The sequence below is a fragment of the Maricaulis sp. genome (assembly GCF_030149235.1).
In the GTDB taxonomy this organism is placed as follows: Bacteria; Pseudomonadota; Alphaproteobacteria; order Caulobacterales; family Maricaulaceae; genus Maricaulis.
Map to the genome: position 1 here is coordinate 1 of NZ_JASBRW010000029.1, position 19,494 is coordinate 19,494.

Here is a 19,494-nt window from a genome sequence, read left to right on the forward strand (position 1 = left end):
ATCTCCAACTTCACCCTCATCGGTGATGAAGCTGGCGCTGAATCGGACCAGGGCATGCTGATCCGCGAAGGTACCGCAGGCCAGCTCTACAACGGTATCGTCACCAACTTCACCGACGAATGCCTCGACATCGACCAGGACGCGACCTTTGCTCGCCTGGCTGGTGAAGGCGCAACCGGCGCTGCTGGCGACGAGATCCTGGACATCCAGTCCGTGGCTCTCGACTGCACCACCAACTTCTCTGAAAGCGGTGGCGACCCGGTCGACGTTTCGACCTGGTTCCTGAGCCGTGCCAACAACAGCGAGTACACCAACTCCCTGACGGGCACCTTCATGCCGGGTGCAAACGAAGCCGGCCTGACGGCGACGGACGTCAACGCTATCGACGCCTGGTTCATGGATGTGGACTATGTCGGTGCGATCGACCCGAACGCAGCGACGGTGGATGACACCTGGGTTGCCGGTTGGTCTTTCGAGCCGCCGTGGCTCCCGTAAGCAGCAACGCATCGTCATCTCCGGCCGGTTAAGGCCGGCCGGGGATGGTTTGTTTCGAATGCAGTCACATGGTGATTAAGATGAAAACCAATCGAATTGCACTTTCGGCTGCGTTGCTGGCGTCAACCACGTTGGTTCCTGTTGCAGCCTTTGCTCAGGACGAGCAGATCGAAGACCAGATCACGGTCCGTTATCAGTACATTCCTGATGACCGCCGCGTGACGTCCGAGGTTTCTGCTGTCCTGTCTCTGGACGATCTTGAAACCACCGGCGATTCCGACCTCGCATCCGCGCTGGTCCGGGTTACCGGTATCTCCACCACGGGCGGCCGCTTCGCGGTTGTTCGCGGTCTCAACGAGCGTTACTCGAACACCCTCCTGAACGGCTCACCGATGCCGTCTCCGGAACCGCTTCGCCGTGCCGCGCCGCTCGACATCTTCCCGACCAATGTTCTCTCGAATGTCCTGGTCCAGAAGACGGCGACGCCGCAATTCCCGGCTGAATTCGGTGGCGGTGTCATTGCCATCGAAACGGCGACCCTGCCGAATGAAGGCTTCTTCTCTGTCTCTGTCGGCGGCGGTTTCGATACCGAGACCACCGGCCAGGACGGTCTGACCTATGACGGGTCCGACACCGACTGGCTCGGCATGGACGACGGTCTCCGGGACATTCCGGGTCCGATCGCAGCCCTCTGGGATACCACGAACTTCGCGGGTTCCCAGCTGAGCCGTGCCCAGAAGGCCGAGCTCGGTGCGTCTTTCGTCAATTCCGAGCTGTGGGTCCTGCAGACGGTCGACACCGACGCCAATGGCGACTTCTCCGTCTCTGCGGGTAATCGTTTCGACTTCGACAACTTCTCCATCGGCCTCCTCGGTGCCGCCAACTATTCCAATAGCTGGCAGACCCGTGAAGGTACGCGCGGTGATGTTGGTACCAATGGCTATGTGGCCGGTCCGCTCGATTTCGCGACCTTTACCAATGCGGTTGACGAGACGAACCTCTACAACAACACCACGGCAACCGAGAATGTGATCGACGCGTCGGCCATGTTCTCTGCCGGCATTGATTTCTACAACGACCACGAAATCAGCTTCCTTTCCATGGTGCTGCGTTCGACCTCGAAAGAGACGCGCCGCACCCAGCGTTGGGACAACCCGTCGGAAATTGCCAACCAGATCGACAGCCTGTCCTGGTTCGAACGCGAAGTCGTGTTCAACCAGCTCAAGGGTGAGCACACCTTTGAGGACATGGGCGGTCTGGGCGTTGAATGGCGCATCTCGGACGCTACCGCGACCCGTGACGCACCGTATGAGCGCGAGTATCGCTACGAGTATGACCGTAGCGGCAACCTGACCTATAACCCGACCATCACCTCGTCCAACTTCACCCGTTTCTCCACGGTTGAAGACGAGACGTCGGATGCTGGTGTCGATTTCGAGCTGCCGGTTACGATCGGCAATTACGATGTCGAGCTTTCGGCCGGTTTTGCCCAGATGAGCCGCGAGCGTGAAGCTGCCCAGCGCACCTTCCGCTTCCGTGCTGACTCGGACAGCTATGTTCGTGACATCGAGGACAGCCGTATCGACTATCTCTTCGCGGCGCAGAACTTCAACACTGAAGGTTTCTACCTCGACGAAGCGAACTCGACCGACAGCTCGCCGCAGCGTTACGATGCTGTGCTCGAGACCGAGGCTTTCTACGGCGGTGTGGATGTCGAACTGAACGCGTTCCTGCGCGCCGCCTTCGGTGTCCGCTTCGAGGAAGAGACGGACTTCAACGTCCGTACTTTCGCGGTTCCGGGTGGTCTGCTGTTCGATCGTGATGTTGCCATCGACGATCTGGTTGCTACGACCACGGGCGCTGAGAATGCTATCTACTCCGAGCTCCTGGACCAGGATTACACCCTGCCGTCCGCGACCCTGACCTGGACCTTTGCTGACAATCTTCAGCTCCGGACCGGTTACTCGCAGTCGATCGCTCGTCCGCAGTTCCGCGAAATCGCGGCAGCTGAGTTCGTCGATCTGGTCACCGATAACTCCTACATCGGTAACCCCTTCCTGCGTAACACGGAGATCGAAAGCTTCGACGCCCGTCTCGAATACTACTTCGGCCGTGAACAGTTCGTCACGCTGGGTCTCTTCCACAAGACGCTGGAAAACCCGATCGAGGAACGTATCCGTCCGGTTGGTGACACGATCTTCTACGATTACATCAACGCACCGGAAGCAACCCTGCAGGGTTACGAGATCGAGTTCGAGAAGACGTTCGACCTGTCGAACCGCTTCAACAACGCGTTCTTTGCTGACCGTGAGTGGTTCATCAAGACCAACTACACCAACATTTCCTCGGAAGTGTCGGTCGACAGCTCTGATGTCGTGATCGTCAATAACGGTACCCTGCGCGGTCCGGTGGCGAGCATCACATCTGCTGAAACGGTGATCCGTGATGGTCGTGAGCTGCAAGGTCAGTCCGAGCACCTGTTCAACCTGCAGCTGGGTTACGAGGCCTTCGACGGTCGCTCCCGCGCTGCTCTGTTGTACAACTACACCTCCGAGCGCATCCGTTCGGCGGAGCTGCTGACCTTCGACAGTGCTGCCAACGAAGTTGTCGTGGCCCTGCCGTCGATCATCGAGCAGGTTCCGAGCTCTCTCGACTTTGTCTACAGCCGCACCATCGAGGTTGCTGACGCTGATTGGGACGTGGGCTTCTCGGTTCGTAACATCCTTGGTGATGACTACGAAGCGACGGCTCTGGCAACCACCGCTGAGGTTGAGCTGCCGGTCGATACCTACGACGTAGGTACGTCCATCGGCTTCTCCATCTCGCGGACCTGGTAAGACTTCAGGACGGGGCGGGTTTTGCGAAACCCGCCCCGTTCTTATGTCATTTTCTTTCGGGAAACCACGAAACGTCGTTAAACTGACGCATGACGCGTATATCGGATACCTCTCCGACGGGGTTTATCCCTTCAACGCGTTGAAAGCCTGACCGAAACGGCAGGTACAGGTGACCATGGCAGACATGATTTCCTTCACGGGTCAGACTTTCCGGAAGCCCAAGCTTTCCGCGATCGCGAAGCTTGCTGTGCCGCTCGCCAATACGCTTTTGATTATTTTTGTCGCCTATGTTCTGGCGCGCGTAATATGGCTGATCGCCTTTGGCGCCAGTGCCGGCGACTTCTCGACCGGCCCGGCGACCGCCGGTCGCGGTGCTGCTGCGCCGGCTTATCTCGCCGATACCGGCCGCCTGCGCGATGTCAGCCTGTTCGCCGACCGCCGTGCGATCGACGACGCTCCGGTACAGACCGCCCAGGTCGCTCCTGAAACCCAGCTTAATCTGACCCTTCACGGTGTCCGTCGCGGTGCCAGCGCCGATGAGGGGGCCGCCATCATCCAGGCGCCCGGAACCGGGCAACGTTTTGTGCGTACCGGTGCCGAGATCATCGACGGGGTGACGCTAAACGAGGTGCATGCCGACTATGTCATCATCAGCCGGCGCGGCATAAGCGAGTCGCTCTATCTGCGAGAGGACCGCCGCGATGGCTCCAGCAGCGGCTCCGTTGTCGCGCCGACGGAAGCGGTCGGCAATACCTCGATCCGCAGCGCCGTGCGCGGCGGGACGGCCCGTAATATCGCCGAGCGCATCGATGTCGGCGGCCTGTTCGAGGTCGAGCCGCGCTATGACGGCGCCAATATCGTCGGTTATCGCTTTGCCAGCGGCAATACAGCCCTGCTGCAGAGTGTCGGCCTGCGCATGGGCGATATCGTGACCGGCGTCGATGGCGAAGCCGTCACCGATGTCGAAGCCCTCGAAACCGTATTTGAGGCGCTCGAAGACAATGAGCGCGTTAGTATTTCCGTTGTCCGCAATGGAATCCCGATCAATCTCGAACTGGAATTGCCGTGATGTTTGTGACCGTGAAGAACGCCTTCGCCGCTCTGATCGCCGCCAGCCTGCTTGTTGCCGCCGCCACGGTGGTACGGGCCCAGGATAACCTGGTGAACTTCAACCAGGCCGAAATCCAGGCCGTGATTGACGACGTGTCCTCGGTGACCGGCTATACGTTTATCGTCGATCCCAATGTGCGCGGCCGGGTGACCATCACCTCGCAGACCCCGCTCACCGCGGATCAGTATTTCCAGGTCTTCCTCTCCACCATGCGCGTGCATGGCTACACCGTCGTGCCGACCGCTTCGGGGGCCTACCAGATCGTGCCGGACCAGGTCGGTTCGCGCAGCGCTGGTCCGGTGAACGAGAATATTCGCGGTGACCAGTATGTAACCGCCGTCCTGCGCCTCAATCATGTCGGCGTGCGCGAGGCGATCAATGTCGTGCGCCCGCTCGTCCACCCGCAAGGTGCGATCAATGCGACCCAGACCGGCAATGCGCTGGTCGTGGTGGATTATGCGGAAAACCTGCAGCGCATTCGCGCCGTCATACGCGATCTCGACCGTGACACCTCGGTGTATGAGATGGTCGAGCTGCAGAATGTCTCTGCGGCCGAGATCTCCCGCATCATCGAGACCGTGCGGACCCGCAATGCCTCCGGCGAGGATGATCTGAGCTTCAATGTGACCGTCGCGCCGATCCCGGCCTCCAATACGGTCCTCCTGCGCGGCAATCCGCGTGCGGTGCAGCAGATGGCCCGTCTCGTGCGCGAGGTCGACAGCGTCAGCCAGGCCAACCAGAACTTCCGCGTCATTACCCTTGATCATGCCGATGGCGAGCAATTACTGCCGATCCTGCAGGAAGTGGTCGACACGCTCAGCAGCAATGAGGACGGCAGTGGCCGCCGCGCCAGCGTCGCCCATCACGCGCCGACCAATTCCATTATCATCAACGCCGAGCCTGATATTCAGCGCGAGCTCGAACTGGTTGTCAGCCAGCTCGACATCCGCCGCCCGCAGGTGCTTGTCGAAGGCATTATCGTCGAGATTTCCGACTCCACCGCCCAGGAGCTCGGCGTGCAGATGTTGCTCGCAGGCACGGGCAGCTCGGATACGCCGCTGGCCATGACCCGTTTCAACAACAACACGCCGGACCTGCTGTCGCTGGCCGGCGCCATCGCGTCGCCGGGTGATGACGTCACCAACACCTCGCTACAGGATGCGGCCCTGGCGTCCCTGCTCGGCGCCAGCGGTGCCACGCTCGGTTTTGGCGGCCAGAATTCCGACGGAACCCTGTTCGGCCTGGTGCTCAATGCCGTCGACAGCGACGCTGACAGCAACCTGCTGGCCACGCCGTCCATCCTAGCGATGGACAATGAGGAAGCCTCCTTCCTCTCCGGCCAGGAAATCCCGATCACCACGGGTGAAGCGCTGGGTTCGAACAATTCCAACCCCTTCCGCACGGTTGATCGTGAAGAGGTTGGCGTGAAGCTCCTGGTGCGTCCGCAGATCACCGATGGCGATACCGTCCGCCTCTATATCGAGCAGGAGGTGTCCTCCGTCGCCGGTACGGTCAGCACGACCTCGTCGGACCTGATCACCAACAAGCGCTCGATCGCGACCACGGTGCTCGCCGATAATGGCGAGATCATCGTGTTGGGCGGCCTGATCGAGCAGGATGACCAGGCTACGGCCAATGGCGTGCCCGTGCTGGGGGATGTGCCGGGGCTTGGCCGTCTGTTCCGATCGGAGAGCGAAACCGTTGTGCGCCGCAATCTCATGGTTTTCATCCGCCCGACCATTATCCGCAGTGAGGCGGACATGCAGGCGGTGACCGAGAATCGTTACGACTATATTGCCGGCCAGCAGCGCATGGCCGATGAGAGCGGTGAAAGTAGCCTGCAGACCATTATGAACATGCTGATGGTCGACATGCCTGAAACCGGGACGCGTGATGACCGCTAGCGCATCAGAGACCACAGCGCCGAGTACGCGCGAGACCTCTCCGGTGACCTATGCCTATGCCCGTCAGAAGGGCGTCGCCTACCAGCCGGGAGAGCCGGGCGCATTCCTGTTGCGCGCCGGTGCGGATCGCCGTGCGCTGGTCGAGTTGCGCCGCGTGGTCGGCCGCACTCTGCCGATTACCGAATGTGATGCAGCGGCCTTCGACAAGGCGCTGTCCGATATCTACGCCTTCGACGCCATGGACGCCCAGGGTATGGAGGCGGAAGAACAGGATGAAAGCCTGTCCCGCCTGATTGACGAAATTCCGAAGACCGAAGATCTGCTCGACAGTGCGTCTGATGCGCCGATTATCCGCCTGATCAACGGCATGATTGCCGAAGCCGTCCGCACCGCGGCCTCCGATGTCCATGTCGAGCCCTATGAGGACCGTGTCTCGATCCGTTATCGCATCGACGGCGTCCTGCGCGAGACCGTGTCGGTGTCGCAGAAGCTAGCCTCGCCCTTGGTCTCCCGCATCAAGGTGATGGCGCGCCTGGATATCTCGGAAAAGCGCGTGCCGCAGGATGGCCGCCTGACCATCACGCTGGGTGGCAAGGCGGTCGATGTCCGAGTATCGACCCTGCCGTCGCGCTATGGCGAGCGCGTCGTTCTGCGCTTGCTGGACAATTCCCAGGCCCGCTACAGTCTCGAGGATCTCGGCATGCCGGCCGACATGCTGGACGATATGCGCAAGGCACTGGCCCAGCCCAATGGCATCGTCCTTGTCACCGGCCCGACCGGTGCCGGCAAGACCACGACGCTCTATGCCGGGCTCAACCTGCTCAATGATGCCACGCGCAATATCCTCACCGTCGAGGATCCGGTCGAATATGCCATCGACGGCATCGGCCAGACCCAGGTCAATGCCAAGGTCGGCATGACATTCGCAGCGGGCCTGCGCGCCATCCTGCGTCAGGATCCCGATATCGTCATGGTCGGCGAGATCCGCGATGTCGAGACCGCCCAGATCGCGGTCCAGGCCAGCCTCACCGGTCACCTGGTTCTGTCCACCGTGCATACCAATTCCGCGGTGGCTGCCATTGCGCGCCTGCGCGACATGGGCGTGGAAAGCTATCTCCTCGCCTCCACTCTGACGGCAATCCTGGCCCAGCGTCTCGTGCGCCGGCTCTGCCCGCATTGCCGTGAGGCCCACGACCCGGACGCGGCAGAGCTTGAATTACTCGGCCTGCCGGCCAATACCGATGCCCAGCTCTATCGCCCGGTCGGCTGTTCGCACTGTAATCAGCTGGGCTATGAAGGCCGGACCGGAATTTATGAGCTGGTCATGGTCGATGACGCGCTGCGCCGTCTGATCCATGACGATGCTCGTGAGGCCGATATGGCCGGGCATGCTTTCGACAATCGCAAGACGCTGTTCGATAACGGTATCGAGCTCGTTTTGAACGGAACGACCAGCCTGTCGGAAGTCCTGCGCGTTTGCCGCGAGGACGGAGAGCGCAATGCCGGCCTTTGAGTATGAGGCCCTCGACAAGGCGGGAAAGAAGTCCAAGGGGATGATCACCGCCGATAGCGAGGTCGCTGCCCGGCGCGAACTGCGCAGCCGGTCGATGGCCCCATTGACGATACGGCATGCCGATGAGCGCAAGCCACGCCCAAGCGGTCAGGGCGCCTCCTTCAATATCCAGTTGACCCAGTCCGAGCTGTCGGGTCGCGAGCTGATGCTGATCACCCGCCAGCTGGCCAGCCTCATCGGGGCGGGGATGCCGATTGCGGAAAGCCTTGGTCTGGTGGCCGAACAGGGCGGGCGGCACCATTTGCGGCGCATTCTGATGGCGGTGCGCGTGCGGGTGACCGAGGGTGAGCGCCTGTCCGATGCCCTCGACGGTTTCCCCAAATCCTTCCCCGCAGTCTATCGCGCCATGGTCGCGGCCGGCGAGACGGCCGGCGGGCTGGGCGAGGTGCTCGAGCGTCTGGCCGATTATCTGGAGAAAGAACAGGCGGTTAGGACCCGTGTCACCGGAGCGCTGATCTATCCAGCAGTCTTGACGACCGTCGCCGTGGGCGTGATCGCCCTGCTGATGACCTTCGTGGTGCCGCGTATCGCCGAGCAATTCACCGGCATGGGCATGACGCTGCCGCTTCTGACCCGGGTGATGATCTCTATCTCCGGTTTCATGCAGGATTTCTGGCCGTTTCTGGTGGGCGGGCTGTTCGCCCTGGTTCTGCTTAGCGGCTTCCTTCTGCGCCAGGACAGTGTCCGGACGGTGTTTGACGGGGTGGTTTCCCGTCTGCCCTTGATCGGAGCGTTCCTGCGTCATGTCGAGGCGGCCCGTTTCTGCCGCACCATGGGCATTCTGGTGGAAAGCGGTGCGGTCCTGCCCGATGCCCTGAGGGCGGCCCGGCGAGCGGCCGGAAATCTGGCTTTTAAGGGCCGGCTCGAGCTGGTGATCCGCGATATCGAGACCGGGCGAGGCCTGTCCGATGCCATGCGCGCTCGCGGCTGGTTCCCGGCATTGGCCCTGTTCATGATCGCCGCCGGCGAGCGCTCCGGCGCTCTGGGCGAGATGTTCCGCCGCTCCGCCGATCAGCTCGAACAGGATCTCGACAGTTCCATCACCGTTGGTCTCAACCTGCTTGAACCGGCCATTCTTCTTATTCTCGGGGTCGGGGTCGGATTGATTGTCCTGTCCGTCCTGCTGCCGATCCTGCAACTCAATACAATGCCGCTCGGCTAGGGAGAGACCTGATGACGATGCCCGTGCAAAACCAGCCCGACGCCCGCCCGGATGCGACCGACAAGGAAGCAGGCCTTTCCCTGCTTGAAGTCCTGGTGACGATCACCATTATCGGCATTTTCGGTACCATTGTTCTGCTCAATGTCCTGCCAGCCCAGGAACAGGCCATGGTGCAGAAGGCGCGTACGGATATTGCAACGCTGGAGCAGGCGATCGATGCCTATCGCCTCGACATGCGCCGCTATCCGACCACCGAGCAGGGGCTCGACGCTCTGATGACGCCGCCCTCCGGGGACGCCGCGAATTACCGTCCGGGCGGATATCTGCGCCGGCTCGAGGATGATCCCTGGGGCAATCCCTACCAGTACGCCTATCCGGGCCGCGACGGCCGGGTTTTCGATATCTGGTCGCTTGGCGCCGATGGCCGTGAAGGTGGCGAGGATCTCGACGCCGATATCGGTAATTGGGAGCGCTGATGCCGGCTCGCCTGCCATCTGATGCAGGCCTCTCCTTGCTGGAGATCCTGGTCGCGATCACCATTCTTGCAATGGTGTCGACCGCCGTCGTGTTCGCTGTTCAGCCCGCCGATGACCCGCTCGACAGCGAGGCGGACCGGCTGACGCTGCGGCTCAATCATGCCAGCCAGGATGCCATCGCCACGGGACAGCCGGTCGGTCTGGTGATCGAGGATTTCGGCGCCGGCTACGCGTTTTATCGCTATGTCGACGGGCTCTGGCGGCCGATGAACAATCATCCGGGTCTGCAGCCGCACACGATGGACGCGGATATCCGTCTGACCGTCACCGATGCCGTTCTGCGCGAGGCGCAGGGCAGTGCCGTGCCGGTCTTCTGGTTTGACCCGGCCGGACTCAATGATCCCTTCCGCCTGCTTCTCCAGGGTGAGGGGCGCGAGATCGAGCTCAGCTGGACCGAGCGGGAAAGTCTCGAGCGCCGGGAGATCGGTTCATGACCGGCCCGTCGTCTGGCGTCCCCGCGCCCGAGCGCGGCTTCTCGCTCATCGAGGTGATGACGGCGCTGGCCATTCTGGCGCTCGCCGGGCTGGCCGTGGTCAATATGGTTTCGGTGACGACGCGCAACACGACCGCGGTCGAGACCCGGGCACTGGGCATGGTCGCTGCCGAGAACCTGATGAATATGGAATTGCTGCGTCCGGGCCGCATCCAGGGACGGTCCGGGGATTATGAGCTCGCCGGGGTGCACTATGCCTGGGAGCTGGATGTCGGCGCCACGACGGACCGGGAGCTCGTGCGCCTGGTCATGACGGTGCGCGAGGCCGAAAGCGACTATGTCGTTGGCCGGATCGAAACCTTCCGGCGGAGGTCATGAGCATGGCTGTGACCGCGGACAAAAGCGCCGGCTTCTCGCTTCTGGAAGTTCTGATCGCGACCTTTGTCTTCGCCATTATCGGCGCCATTTCGGTGGCCCTGATGGCGACGACGCTGACTGCGCGGGACGTCAATGAAGAGGCCCTGGTACGCTCTGCCGCGATCGACCGGGTCCGCGTGCTGCTGCGCGAGGATCTCGGTCAGCTGGCCGACCGGCCCGTGCGTGGCCCGGATGGCTTTGTCCGGGACTATATTTTCGCGGGCGACAATGCCGGGCTGCGTCTCGAGGGCGGAGCGGACAATGAGCGCATCCTGTTCGCCTTCACCCGCTATGGCCGCGCCAATCCGGGCTATGTCCGGGCGCGCAGCTCGCTCATCCATGTCGAATACCTCGTTCGCGGCGAACAGTTGATCCGGCGCGCATCGGATTATCCGGACATGACCGGCGAAACGCGTCAGAGCGAGCAGGTCCTGTCGCAAAGTGCCCAGGCGATCGCGGCGGAATTCTATTTCGGCGTCAATTGGCGCAGCCAGGCCCAGCGTCGGCCGGGGCGCGATAATGAAGCCTTCCCCCGCGCTGTCCGCTTGCGTTACACGGCGCCTGGTTTCGGTGCGCTGGAATTTGTCGCGGTGACGCCGGAGGGGCTGTCATGATCGCCGCCAGCAAGGAACGCGGCGCGGCGCTGATCAGCGCCTTGCTCCTGGTCGCGCTGATGACGACCGTCGCCATGACCCTGGCGACGGATCTGCGCTTTTCCATGCGCCGCACTGCCAATCTGGAAATCCGTGACCAGGCCTATTGGTATGCGCTGGGCGCGCGCGACTTTGCCGAGGTCTCCATCGAGCGTGCCATGCGGGCGCCGGAAGAGGCGCTGCGGCCGGATGCGGGATGGCTCAACGGACCGCAGATTTTTCCGATCGAACAGGGTCAGCTCGCAGGGACCATCACTGATGGCAATAACTGCTTCAACCTGAACAGCCTGGTCTCGCGCGGCGAGGATGGTGTGTTGCGCGAAGTGCCAGAGCAGCGGCGACGCTTCGAGCTGTTGATGAATGCCGCAGGCCTGCCGCCACAGGAGACCGGCCGGATCGCGGCCCAGGCCCTGGACTGGCTCGATAGCGACGTGCGCCAGACCCTGTCCGGTGGTGAGGACGAGCTCTATGGCGAGCTGGGTCGTGCCTATCGTACCGGCAATACGCTGATGGTGGAGCCGGCCGAGCTTCTCGCCCTGGATGCCATGACGCCGGATATCTACCGGGTGCTCGAACCGCTGGTCTGTACCCGGCCGATGACGGATCCGCTCTCGCTCAACATCAACACGCTCAGGACCGACCAATTGCCTCTGCTGGTCGCGGCGCTGGACGGCAATGTCACCCAGGTCGAGGCTGATGGCCTGTTGTTGCGGCGCCCGCCAGCCGGGTTCGAGCAGGCGTCGGAGTTCTGGGACCAGGGCGTGTTCGAGACCTTCGAGCTGACCGACGCGCTCCGTTCGAGCGTCGGCATCACCACGAATTATTTTGAGATTGAAATCGACGTGCTTTATGCCGGCATGCGTTTCGAGCTCAACGAAACGGTCGAATGGCGCGGCGGGGGATCCGTGCGCCGCCTGACCCAACGCTATGGAAGCTTTTCATGAGCCAGGATCTTGTCATCCAGGTACACGATACGGGCGCGCTCGACTGGTCGGTGATCGACCGGGCGAGCGGTAATACGCTCCTGTCCGGCCACAGCGGTGCCGCGGAAACGCCGGAGATTCCCGCCACCGACGGGGTTGATCGTACGCTATGCATCCTGCCGGGTGAGCGTGTTTTCGTCTCCCGTATCAGCCTGCCGGCCCGCAGTGAGCGCGAGGCGCGCCAGGCGGCACCTTTCATGATCGAGGACGAGCTGGCTTCGTCCCTGGACGATACGCGCATTGTGCCCGGCGCCAAGGCGGGCGACGGCAAACGCTGGGTGATGGGCGCGGAGGATGGCTGGGTGGAGGCGCTGGAAGCGCGTCTCGTCCCGGTCCTCGTCCGCCCGGTCTACACGCTGGCGGATTACCAGGCTGCAGCGGATGATGAGGCCGCGCTGACCCTGTTTGACCGCCGCGGTGATGTCCTCTTCTGGTATGGCCAGAGCGCCCAGCAGGACGGCACGGCCTTTGGCGGCGCGGTGGATCCGGAACTGTTCGGCCAGATCGCGCATGCTATCGTGCATGGGGCGTCCGGCGGTGATGTCGCGGTCTCGTCCTCCCTCGGATTGACCGGCGCGGCCTTCCGCGCCGCGCCGCGTGAGGATCTGGCGGCGCGTGCGGCCCGCATCGGCGATGATGTGCTCGGCCAGCTGCCGGCCCTGTTCGGCGAACGCTGGTTGTCGACGCTGGACTGGTCTTCCGTGCTCAAACCGATGCGCCTGACCGCGGCGTTGGCGGCCGCGCTCTTGCTCGCATTTGCGGCGCTTCTGGGCTCGGAGGCGATGTATTACCGGCTCCAGGCTGATCGTTTCGACGAGGCCAGCGTGGCGGTCTTCCGCTCTGCCGTGCCGGAAGTGACACGTCGTGTGATCCCGGCCGAGGCCGAGCGTATCCTTGGCGACCGTATCGCAGCGTTGGGGGGAGGAGAGACCTCGTCCTTCCTGCTGCATGTGGCGGCGCTGGCCGAACTGACCGCCGACAACGACCGTGTCCGGGTCGATGGTATCCGCTTTGACCAGGCCCGGGCCGAATTGCGCGTCTCTGCGCTCTATACCGACTTTGCCGATTTCGATGCGCTGACGGCCGAGGCTGCACGCATGGGCATCGGGCTTGAAGATAATGGCGCGCGCGAAGGCGAGGCCGGCCTTGAGGGCGAATTTGTGTTGAGGCTGCGATGAACCCGGTGATCTCCGCAATCCAGGCCTATTGGGCCGGCCGCACGGACCGTGAACAGGTCCTTCTCGCTATCATGACAGTGATGCTCGTCGGGCTGATTGGCTATCTCCTGCTGGCCCGGCCGCTGTTCGATTTCCATGATCGGGCGCGCAATGACTATGCCGGGTCGATGCAGCTCTACCGCGCGATCGAGGCGGATGCCGCGACCTATCGCGAACTTGCCGCCGGGGCGTCCAGCCAGTCCGGATCCGAGCAGTCCCTGCGCGCCATTGTCGGTTCGTTGGCGATCGGCAACCAGATCGCCATCGCCCGCATGATCCCCGGTGATGACGGTTCCCTGACCGTCAATATCGAGCGCGCCCCGACCCGCGCGGTCATGGCCTGGCTGATCGATCTGGAGGAACGCTATGGCGTCCAGGTCATGGCCAGCACGATGGACCGCGATGGCAATGAATATGCCCAGATCAGCCTGGTCCTGCGTCGCGGCGGGGGGCGCTAGATGATGCGCTATCTACTCATCGGTCTCGCCTCGCTGCTGGTCTGGCTGATCGTTCTGATGCCCCTGAAGGCGGTAATGATTGTCGCCGGCGGCGCGTCGGCCTTTGGTTATCAGGATGTCTATGGATCGCTCTGGCAGGGCCGCATCTATGGCATGCGTGTCGCCGGCGCCATGCCGGTGCGCGAGGTCGAGCTGGCCGTCAATCCGCTGCCGCTTCTGATCGGACGCCTGTCCGCAGACTGGGTGGTCCGCGATGCCAGCCTGCGCGGCCGGGGCCAGGTGCAATGGGGCGGTGACCGCCTGCAGCTCAACTCGACCCGGTTTGATGCCAGCTTGCACCGCCTCGGCCTGTCGGCGTTTCCCGGACTGGACCTGGACGGCCAGGTCTCTGCGACGCTGACGCAGCTGGACATGGACGGTGACACCTGCCTGAGTGCGGAAGGCGCGATGCGCACCGCGGCCCTGAGCCAGTTCGCCGCCACCTATGGCTATGACGGACCCGATCTGGTCGGCCAATTCTCTTGCCGTGACGACCGTCTCGTGCTCGATTTCTCCGGCATCAGCGATGATCTCAGCCTGACGGGCGAGATCGATTTCGACCGCAGCGGATATCGCTGGTCGCTGGAAGTGCAGACCCCGCGCGCCGAGCTGGCGGATGTCCTGGCGCTGGGCGGGCTGGAACGCGCCGGCAATATCTGGCGGCGCCAGGGGAGTGTGGGTTATGGCGAGCCTTAATCGATGGATGGCTGCGCTGGCAGGTGCGACGGTTTTGGGCGGCTGTACGACCACTGATGGCCTGCCCGTCCCGACCGGACCGCAAACGGCCAACCCTGATACGGATACGGCGGCTCTGGTCGAGGGGCTCGATCAATTGCCGCCGCAGCAGCTGGACGCCGGCGAATGTGCCGGCTTCTTCTGGAGCGCTGATGCCGAGCATCGTTTCCTCGCCTTCGAAAATGAAACCTTGGGCTATGCCCGGGTTTTCGCCGACGGCCAGGTCCATGAATTCGCGGTCCCCTCGCGCCAAGGCAGCCATATCGCGGGCGACCTGTATCAGCGGCACTATGTCGATGCCGCCCGCCAGCTCGACATGCGCCTGAGCGGAACGATAGGGGAGCGTTTGCCCGACGGGCAGCGCATCGAGCGCTCCGTGCTCAGTATCCAGCAGACCGATGGTCAGCGCATGGTCATTCCGGTCATCGGACATTATGCCTGCCGCGTCAGCCCGTAACTCTGGAACACCAGCTGGCTAGAACACCAACTGGAACGGTGCGCCGAAAGCGTGGAAGAACCAGGCCATGAAAATGCCATAGGCGATCCAGGGGCCGAAGGCGATCGCCGTCGTCTGGTCTGGAGCCCGGCGTTCGGCCAGCCCCACCAGGAAAACGTAGAGCAGGGCGGTCCAGCTGCCGATCAGCAAGATCACCGGCAGCATCCAGGCACCGCACCAGGCGCCGCCGGCGGCGAGGAGTTTGGCATCGCCGCGGCCCAGCCCGTCAATGCCGCGCAGATAGCGATAGCCCAGCTCGACCGAGACCAGCATGCCATAGCCGAGCGCCGCGCCGATCAGGGGCGACCAGATCTGGTCGAGCAGCACGATATTGACTGCCAGCCCGGCTGGAATCAGCGGTAAAGTGATTTTGTCCGGCAGGCGGAAGCTCTGCGTGTCGGTCCAGACCAGCGCAATAAGGGCGGCCAGAAGCAAAAAAGTGGCAAAGTGCAGCAGCACGTGGATCAGCCCTTGTCACAAAAGCCTCATCGGCATACGCCAAAAACGGGTGAGTACGAAGGGGAAATAAAGCATGGCCGAGGCTGTTGCTGCGCTCCACGCTGATCATGTCCGCATGACATTTGGCGAGACCAAGGCGCTTGATGACGTATCGCTGACGGTGAATACCGGCGAAATGGTCGCTTTGATCGGGCCCTCCGGTTCCGGCAAGTCGACGTTGTTGCGTGTTGCTGCAGCCTTGCAGATCGCCGATAGCAATTCCGGACCGGTGTCGATTCTCGGCAAGACTATGCAGGAGGGCGGCAAGCTCGCCCCAGGTGTGCGCGATAACCGCTCCCATCTCGGCTTCATCTTCCAGCAATTCAACCTGGTCGGCCGCCTGAGCCTGTTCGGCAATGTTCTGCTCGGTGCGTTGGGCCGCCTGCCGCGCTGGCGCGGTGTGCTGGGTATGTTCCCCAACTCGGTCAAACAGGCGGCGATGGATGCGCTCGACCGAGTCGGCATCGCCGAGTTCGCCGGGCGCCGGGCGTCCAACCTGTCCGGTGGGCAGCAGCAGCGTGCCGCCATCGCCCGCTCCCTCGTACAGGGCGCGGAGGTCCTGTTCGCCGACGAGCCGATCGCCTCGCTAGACCCGGTTTCGGCCCGCAATGTGATGGAATTGCTGCGCGAGCTGAACCAGCAGGACGATCTGACCGTCGTCGTGACCCTGCACCAGATCGATTATGCGCGGCAGTTCTGTGACCGCATCGTTGCCCTCAACAAGGGTCAGGTCCTCTATGACGGCCCGCAGGCCGAGCTGACCAAGGAAAAGCTGATCGAGATCTACGGCCCCGAATTCGAAGCGGCCTTCTACGGGGGAGAAGACGCATGAACCGGATGATGAAACGTCTCGCAGTCCTTCTCATGGCGCCGCTCCTGCTGGCGCTGGCCGCTTGCTCCGACACCACGACGGGGGCAGGCAGCAACAGCGCCAATGCCGCCGACGATGACCGCCGCACAATCAATTTCGGGATTATCGCGACTGAGAGCTCGGCCAATCTGGAATCCAACTGGCGTCCCTTTATCGCCGCCATGTCGGAGTGGACCGGCTATAATATCCAGCCCTTTTACGCCTCCGACTATGCCGGCGTGATCCAGGCCATGCGCTATAACAATGTCCAGGTCGCCTGGTTCTCCAACTTCTCCGGCCTGCAGGCGGTGCGCCTAGCCGGTGGCGAGGTCTTCGCCAAGGCGACCTATCCGGACGGATCGGAAGGCTATCATTCCATCCTCCTCGTCCCGGTCGACAGCCCGATCCAGACGCTGGACGATATCCTGACCTGTGATCAGTCCCTCGATTTCGGCATGGGTGATCCCAATTCCACCTCCGGCTTCCTGGTGCCCTCGGCCTTCATCTTTGCGCCGCGCGGTATCGATCCGAACGAGTGTTACAACTCGGTGCGCAATGCCAGCCACGAGGCCAACGCCCTGGCGGTGGCCAATGAGCTGGTCGATGTCGCCGCGAACAACACCACCAACATGCTGGTGCTGCAGCGCTCGCGTCCGGACATCTATGCCAGCCTGCGCGAGATCTGGCGCTCGCCGATGATCCAGACCGACCCGATCATCTGGCGCGGTGACCTCGACGAGGAAGCCAAGCGGCGCCTGCAGTACTTCTTCATGAATTACGGCCGCCGCGGCACGCCGGAAGAGATCCAGGAAGCCCGCGACGTCCTCACCCCGCTGGTGTTCGGGACCTTCCTGCCGTCTTCGAACGCGCATCTAGACCCGATCGTACAGCTGGAAATCGTCCGCGATATCACCCGTACCCGTACCGACCCGGAGCTCAGCGAAGAGGAACGCGCGACCCGTATCGCTGATCTGGAGGCCCGCCTGGCCGAGGTCGAAGCCGGCAATAGTGGCCTGGTCAGCCTGGCCAGTTCTGTTGGCGAGACCATTGATGACGAGGCCAGTGCCACCCCTGGCGAGGCCGAGGCTGGCGGCTATTCCGGCGGCTTCGTCCTGCTCGGCCTGACCGGTGCACTTCTGGTGATCATGCTGTGGGCCAGCGCGCCGCGCGGTCCGGGGCCTCGCGTGCCGCTGAGCGAACGTCTGATCAATGTCTTCATCTCGGTCGGCGTGATCGTGATACTGGTCTGGAGCTTTGATTCCGCCGACATGGATCGCTCCTACCTCCTGGTCGAGAATGCGGGCGATATGGGCGAATTCATCGCCGGTTTCTTCCCGTCGAACATTTTCGATGCCGCTTCGCGGGCCGAATACTCCACCGACCTGCGCAGCGGGATCGCGGAGGCCGTGCCGCAGATGATTGTCACTGTGCAGATCGCCATCTGGGGCACATTCATCGCCGTCATCGCCGCCATCCCCTTAGGCCTGATGAGCGCGCGCAATGTCGCTCCAGGCTGGGTGGTGCAGCCGGTTCGCCGCCTGATGGACGTGTTCCGCTCGATCAATGAGCTGATCATCGCCCTGCTCTTCATTGCCGCGGTGGGGCTGGGCCCGCTCGCCGGTGTGATGGCGCTGGCGGTGCACACGACCGGTGTCCTGGCCAAGCTGTTCTCGGAGGCGGTGGAGGCTGTTGACGACGGCCCGATCGAGGGTGTCCGCGCAACCGGCGCTACGCCATTGCACGAGATCATCTGGGCGGTGATCCCGCAGGTGGCGCCGCTGTGGACGTCCTTCGGGCTATATCGCTTCGAATCCAACGCCCGTTCGGCAACGGTGCTCGGCCTCATCGGGGCTGGCGGTATTGGTCAGATCCTGTTCGAAGCTGTTCGCGCCTTTGATTATCAACGTACGGCCGCGATCGTACTGGTGATCGTGATTGCTGTGAGCGCGATCGACCTGATGTCGCAATTGCTACGCAAACGGCTGGTATAGGTCGCGGTTAAACATTCGATTGATCAAGGACGCGTTTGGGTGATGAGGACGACGGGCATACTGTTGGCCGCGATTGCGGGGCTTGCTGCAGGGCAGGTCGCGCATGCGCAGCAGCGTGACCAGATCCGCATTGTCGGCTCATCGACCGTGTTTCCCTTCTCAACGGCCGTGGCGGAGAGTTTCGGGGCGCGCACGCAATATCCGACCCCGGTGGTGGAATCGACCGGCACCGGTGGCGGTTTCCGGCTGTTCTGCGATGGTCTGGGGGCGGAATATCCCGACATCTCCAACGCCTCGCGCCGGATGCAGGCCTCCGAGTATGAGCGCTGCCAGAATAATGGTGTGCGTGAGATCACCGAGGTGAAGTTCGGCTTTGACGGCATCGTCCTCGGCCATGCCGATACCGGCGAGTCGCCCCTGGCCCTGTCATTGCGCGAGCTCTGGCTGGCGCTGGCGGCTGAGGTGCCCGCCGACAATGCCTGCTCTTCCTTCATACCCAATCCTGCCCGGCGCTGGTCGGATGTCGATCCGTCCCTGCCGCCTGTCCGGATCGAGGTGTTTGGCCCGCCGCCGACCTCGGGAACGCGCGACGCCTTTGTCGATCTGGCCTTGAAGGAAGGGGCCCGCTCGGTGGCCTGTGTCGAGGCGCTGGAAGCGGTGGAGCCGCAACGTTTCGACCGTATCGCCAGCCGCATCCGTGAGGACGGGGCGTGGATCGACAGCGGCGAGAACGACAATGCGATCGTGCAGACGCTGATCAACGCGCCGGACGCGTTCGGGGTCTTCGGCTTTTCTTTCCTCGACCAGAATTCCGACCGTCTTGTCGGCGCCTCGATTGACGGTGTTGACCCCGAGTTCGAACTAATCGCCTCGGGTGAATACCCGATCTCGCGCTCGCTCTTCTTCTATGTGAAGAACCAGCATATCGGCCTGGTTTCTGGCCTCTCCGACTATGTCGGGGAATTCGTATCCGAGGATGCCTGGGGCGAGTTCGGCTATCTCACCGATCGCGGCCTTATCCCGCTGCTCGAAGACGAGCGTTTTGCTGCAGGCGAGCATGCGCGCGCCCTCCATCCGATGACGGAAGCCCCGAACTAGGCCGGGCT

General features: G+C 62.8%; 18 protein-coding genes and 1 pseudogene. 18 read left to right on the plus strand and 1 reads right to left on the minus strand.

Annotated features, from left to right (window positions below; genetic code table 11):
- The 15 genes and pseudogenes from Q1V51_RS04495 to Q1V51_RS04565 form a co-directional block, all read left to right on the plus strand.
- Positions 1 to 495 (plus strand): annotated as a pseudogene (locus Q1V51_RS04495) (hypothetical protein); the annotation flags it as partial.
- Positions 496 to 575: 80 nt separating this feature from the next.
- A complete protein-coding gene (locus Q1V51_RS04500) occupies positions 576 to 3,332 on the plus strand; it encodes a TonB-dependent receptor (protein WP_300553435.1) in 2,757 nt (918 codons plus the stop codon).
- 175 nt (positions 3,333 to 3,507) lie between these two features.
- Entirely contained in the window at positions 3,508 to 4,401 is an 894-nt protein-coding gene (locus tag Q1V51_RS04505; protein ID WP_300553438.1) for a type II secretion system protein N, read from the plus strand.
- The gene (gene gspD / locus Q1V51_RS04510) at positions 4,401 to 6,347 is read left to right on the plus strand and encodes a type II secretion system secretin GspD (protein WP_300553515.1); all 1,947 of its coding nucleotides are present in this window, start codon (positions 4,401 to 4,403) and stop codon (positions 6,345 to 6,347) included. The genes Q1V51_RS04505 and gspD overlap by 1 nt, the downstream gene beginning before the upstream one ends.
- Positions 6,337 to 7,860 (plus strand): type II secretion system ATPase GspE, encoded by a 1,524-nt coding sequence (gspE, locus tag Q1V51_RS04515; protein WP_300553441.1) that lies wholly within the window; start codon positions 6,337 to 6,339, stop codon positions 7,858 to 7,860. The genes gspD and gspE overlap by 11 nt, the downstream gene beginning before the upstream one ends.
- The gene (gspF, locus tag Q1V51_RS04520; RefSeq protein ID WP_300553444.1) at positions 7,847 to 9,082 is read left to right on the plus strand and encodes a type II secretion system inner membrane protein GspF; all 1,236 of its coding nucleotides are present in this window, start codon (positions 7,847 to 7,849) and stop codon (positions 9,080 to 9,082) included. Before gspE ends, gspF begins: the two co-directional genes overlap by 14 nt.
- 11 nt (positions 9,083 to 9,093) lie before the next feature.
- Positions 9,094 to 9,558 (plus strand): type II secretion system major pseudopilin GspG, encoded by a 465-nt coding sequence (gspG, locus tag Q1V51_RS04525; protein WP_300553446.1) that lies wholly within the window; start codon positions 9,094 to 9,096, stop codon positions 9,556 to 9,558.
- Positions 9,558 to 10,052 carry a GspH/FimT family pseudopilin gene (locus Q1V51_RS04530; RefSeq protein ID WP_300553449.1) on the plus strand — a complete coding sequence of 165 codons (495 nt, stop codon included), beginning with the start codon at positions 9,558 to 9,560 and terminating at the stop codon, positions 10,050 to 10,052. The genes gspG and Q1V51_RS04530 overlap by 1 nt, the downstream gene beginning before the upstream one ends.
- A complete protein-coding gene (gene gspI / locus Q1V51_RS04535) occupies positions 10,049 to 10,429 on the plus strand; it encodes a type II secretion system minor pseudopilin GspI (RefSeq protein WP_300553451.1) in 381 nt (126 codons plus the stop codon). The genes Q1V51_RS04530 and gspI overlap by 4 nt, the downstream gene beginning before the upstream one ends.
- Before the next feature lie 2 nt (positions 10,430 to 10,431).
- Positions 10,432 to 11,082 carry a type II secretion system minor pseudopilin GspJ gene (gene gspJ / locus Q1V51_RS04540; RefSeq protein WP_300553453.1) on the plus strand — a complete coding sequence of 217 codons (651 nt, stop codon included), beginning with the start codon at positions 10,432 to 10,434 and terminating at the stop codon, positions 11,080 to 11,082.
- On the plus strand, positions 11,079 to 12,065 hold the full coding sequence (gene gspK, locus Q1V51_RS04545) for a type II secretion system minor pseudopilin GspK (protein WP_300553454.1): 987 nt from the start codon (positions 11,079 to 11,081) through the stop codon (positions 12,063 to 12,065). The genes gspJ and gspK overlap by 4 nt, the downstream gene beginning before the upstream one ends.
- Positions 12,062 to 13,282 carry a type II secretion system protein GspL gene (gene gspL / locus Q1V51_RS04550; protein ID WP_300553455.1) on the plus strand — a complete coding sequence of 407 codons (1,221 nt, stop codon included), beginning with the start codon at positions 12,062 to 12,064 and terminating at the stop codon, positions 13,280 to 13,282. Before gspK ends, gspL begins: the two co-directional genes overlap by 4 nt.
- Positions 13,279 to 13,779 (plus strand): type II secretion system protein M, encoded by a 501-nt coding sequence (locus tag Q1V51_RS04555; RefSeq protein ID WP_300553456.1) that lies wholly within the window; start codon positions 13,279 to 13,281, stop codon positions 13,777 to 13,779. The genes gspL and Q1V51_RS04555 overlap by 4 nt, the downstream gene beginning before the upstream one ends.
- Positions 13,780 to 14,514 (plus strand): type II secretion system protein N, encoded by a 735-nt coding sequence (gspN, locus tag Q1V51_RS04560; RefSeq protein WP_300553458.1) that lies wholly within the window; start codon positions 13,780 to 13,782, stop codon positions 14,512 to 14,514.
- Positions 14,501 to 15,010: a hypothetical protein gene (locus Q1V51_RS04565; RefSeq protein WP_300553461.1), complete on the plus strand. Its 510-nt coding sequence runs from the start codon at positions 14,501 to 14,503 to the stop codon at positions 15,008 to 15,010. The genes gspN and Q1V51_RS04565 overlap by 14 nt, the downstream gene beginning before the upstream one ends.
- Positions 15,011 to 15,028: 18 nt before the next feature.
- Here Q1V51_RS04565 and Q1V51_RS04570 read toward each other — a convergent pair whose 3' ends face one another.
- Positions 15,029 to 15,508, minus strand: a complete 480-nt coding sequence (locus Q1V51_RS04570; protein WP_300553463.1) for an A24 family peptidase — start codon at positions 15,506 to 15,508, stop codon at positions 15,029 to 15,031.
- Positions 15,509 to 15,581: 73 nt separating this feature from the next.
- Here Q1V51_RS04570 and phnC point away from each other — a divergent pair, with 73 nt between their 5' ends.
- Genes phnC through Q1V51_RS04585 form a run of 3 tightly spaced genes read left to right on the plus strand, consistent with a single transcriptional unit; the run spans position 15,582 to position 19,486 of the window.
- Positions 15,582 to 16,379 carry a phosphonate ABC transporter ATP-binding protein gene (gene phnC, locus Q1V51_RS04575; protein WP_300553466.1) on the plus strand — a complete coding sequence of 266 codons (798 nt, stop codon included), beginning with the start codon at positions 15,582 to 15,584 and terminating at the stop codon, positions 16,377 to 16,379.
- Positions 16,376 to 18,388, plus strand: a complete 2,013-nt coding sequence (phnE, locus tag Q1V51_RS04580; RefSeq protein ID WP_300553469.1) for a phosphonate ABC transporter, permease protein PhnE — start codon at positions 16,376 to 16,378, stop codon at positions 18,386 to 18,388. The genes phnC and phnE overlap by 4 nt, the downstream gene beginning before the upstream one ends.
- A gap of 42 nt (positions 18,389 to 18,430) precedes the next feature.
- Positions 18,431 to 19,486, plus strand: coding sequence for a substrate-binding domain-containing protein (locus tag Q1V51_RS04585; protein ID WP_300553517.1), 1,056 nt, complete (start codon positions 18,431 to 18,433; stop codon positions 19,484 to 19,486).
- Positions 19,487 to 19,494 lie beyond the last annotated feature (8 nt).

Coding starts and splice junctions, on each gene's coding strand:
- Q1V51_RS04500 (WP_300553435.1), top strand. CDS start 576: ATGAAAACCAATCGAATTGCACTTTCGGCTGCGTTGCTGGCGTCAACC.
- Q1V51_RS04505 (WP_300553438.1), top strand. CDS start 3,508: ATGGCAGACATGATTTCCTTCACGGGTCAGACTTTCCGGAAGCCCAAG.
- gspD (WP_300553515.1), top strand. CDS start 4,401: ATGTTTGTGACCGTGAAGAACGCCTTCGCCGCTCTGATCGCCGCCAGC.
- gspE (WP_300553441.1), top strand. CDS start 6,337: ATGACCGCTAGCGCATCAGAGACCACAGCGCCGAGTACGCGCGAGACC.
- gspF (WP_300553444.1), top strand. CDS start 7,847: ATGCCGGCCTTTGAGTATGAGGCCCTCGACAAGGCGGGAAAGAAGTCC.
- gspG (WP_300553446.1), top strand. CDS start 9,094: ATGACGATGCCCGTGCAAAACCAGCCCGACGCCCGCCCGGATGCGACC.
- Q1V51_RS04530 (WP_300553449.1), top strand. CDS start 9,558: ATGCCGGCTCGCCTGCCATCTGATGCAGGCCTCTCCTTGCTGGAGATC.
- gspI (WP_300553451.1), top strand. CDS start 10,049: ATGACCGGCCCGTCGTCTGGCGTCCCCGCGCCCGAGCGCGGCTTCTCG.
- gspJ (WP_300553453.1), top strand. CDS start 10,432: ATGGCTGTGACCGCGGACAAAAGCGCCGGCTTCTCGCTTCTGGAAGTT.
- gspK (WP_300553454.1), top strand. CDS start 11,079: ATGATCGCCGCCAGCAAGGAACGCGGCGCGGCGCTGATCAGCGCCTTG.
- gspL (WP_300553455.1), top strand. CDS start 12,062: ATGAGCCAGGATCTTGTCATCCAGGTACACGATACGGGCGCGCTCGAC.
- Q1V51_RS04555 (WP_300553456.1), top strand. CDS start 13,279: ATGAACCCGGTGATCTCCGCAATCCAGGCCTATTGGGCCGGCCGCACG.
- gspN (WP_300553458.1), top strand. CDS start 13,780: ATGATGCGCTATCTACTCATCGGTCTCGCCTCGCTGCTGGTCTGGCTG.
- Q1V51_RS04565 (WP_300553461.1), top strand. CDS start 14,501: ATGGCGAGCCTTAATCGATGGATGGCTGCGCTGGCAGGTGCGACGGTT.
- phnC (WP_300553466.1), top strand. CDS start 15,582: ATGGCCGAGGCTGTTGCTGCGCTCCACGCTGATCATGTCCGCATGACA.
- phnE (WP_300553469.1), top strand. CDS start 16,376: ATGAACCGGATGATGAAACGTCTCGCAGTCCTTCTCATGGCGCCGCTC.
- Q1V51_RS04585 (WP_300553517.1), top strand. CDS start 18,431: ATGAGGACGACGGGCATACTGTTGGCCGCGATTGCGGGGCTTGCTGCA.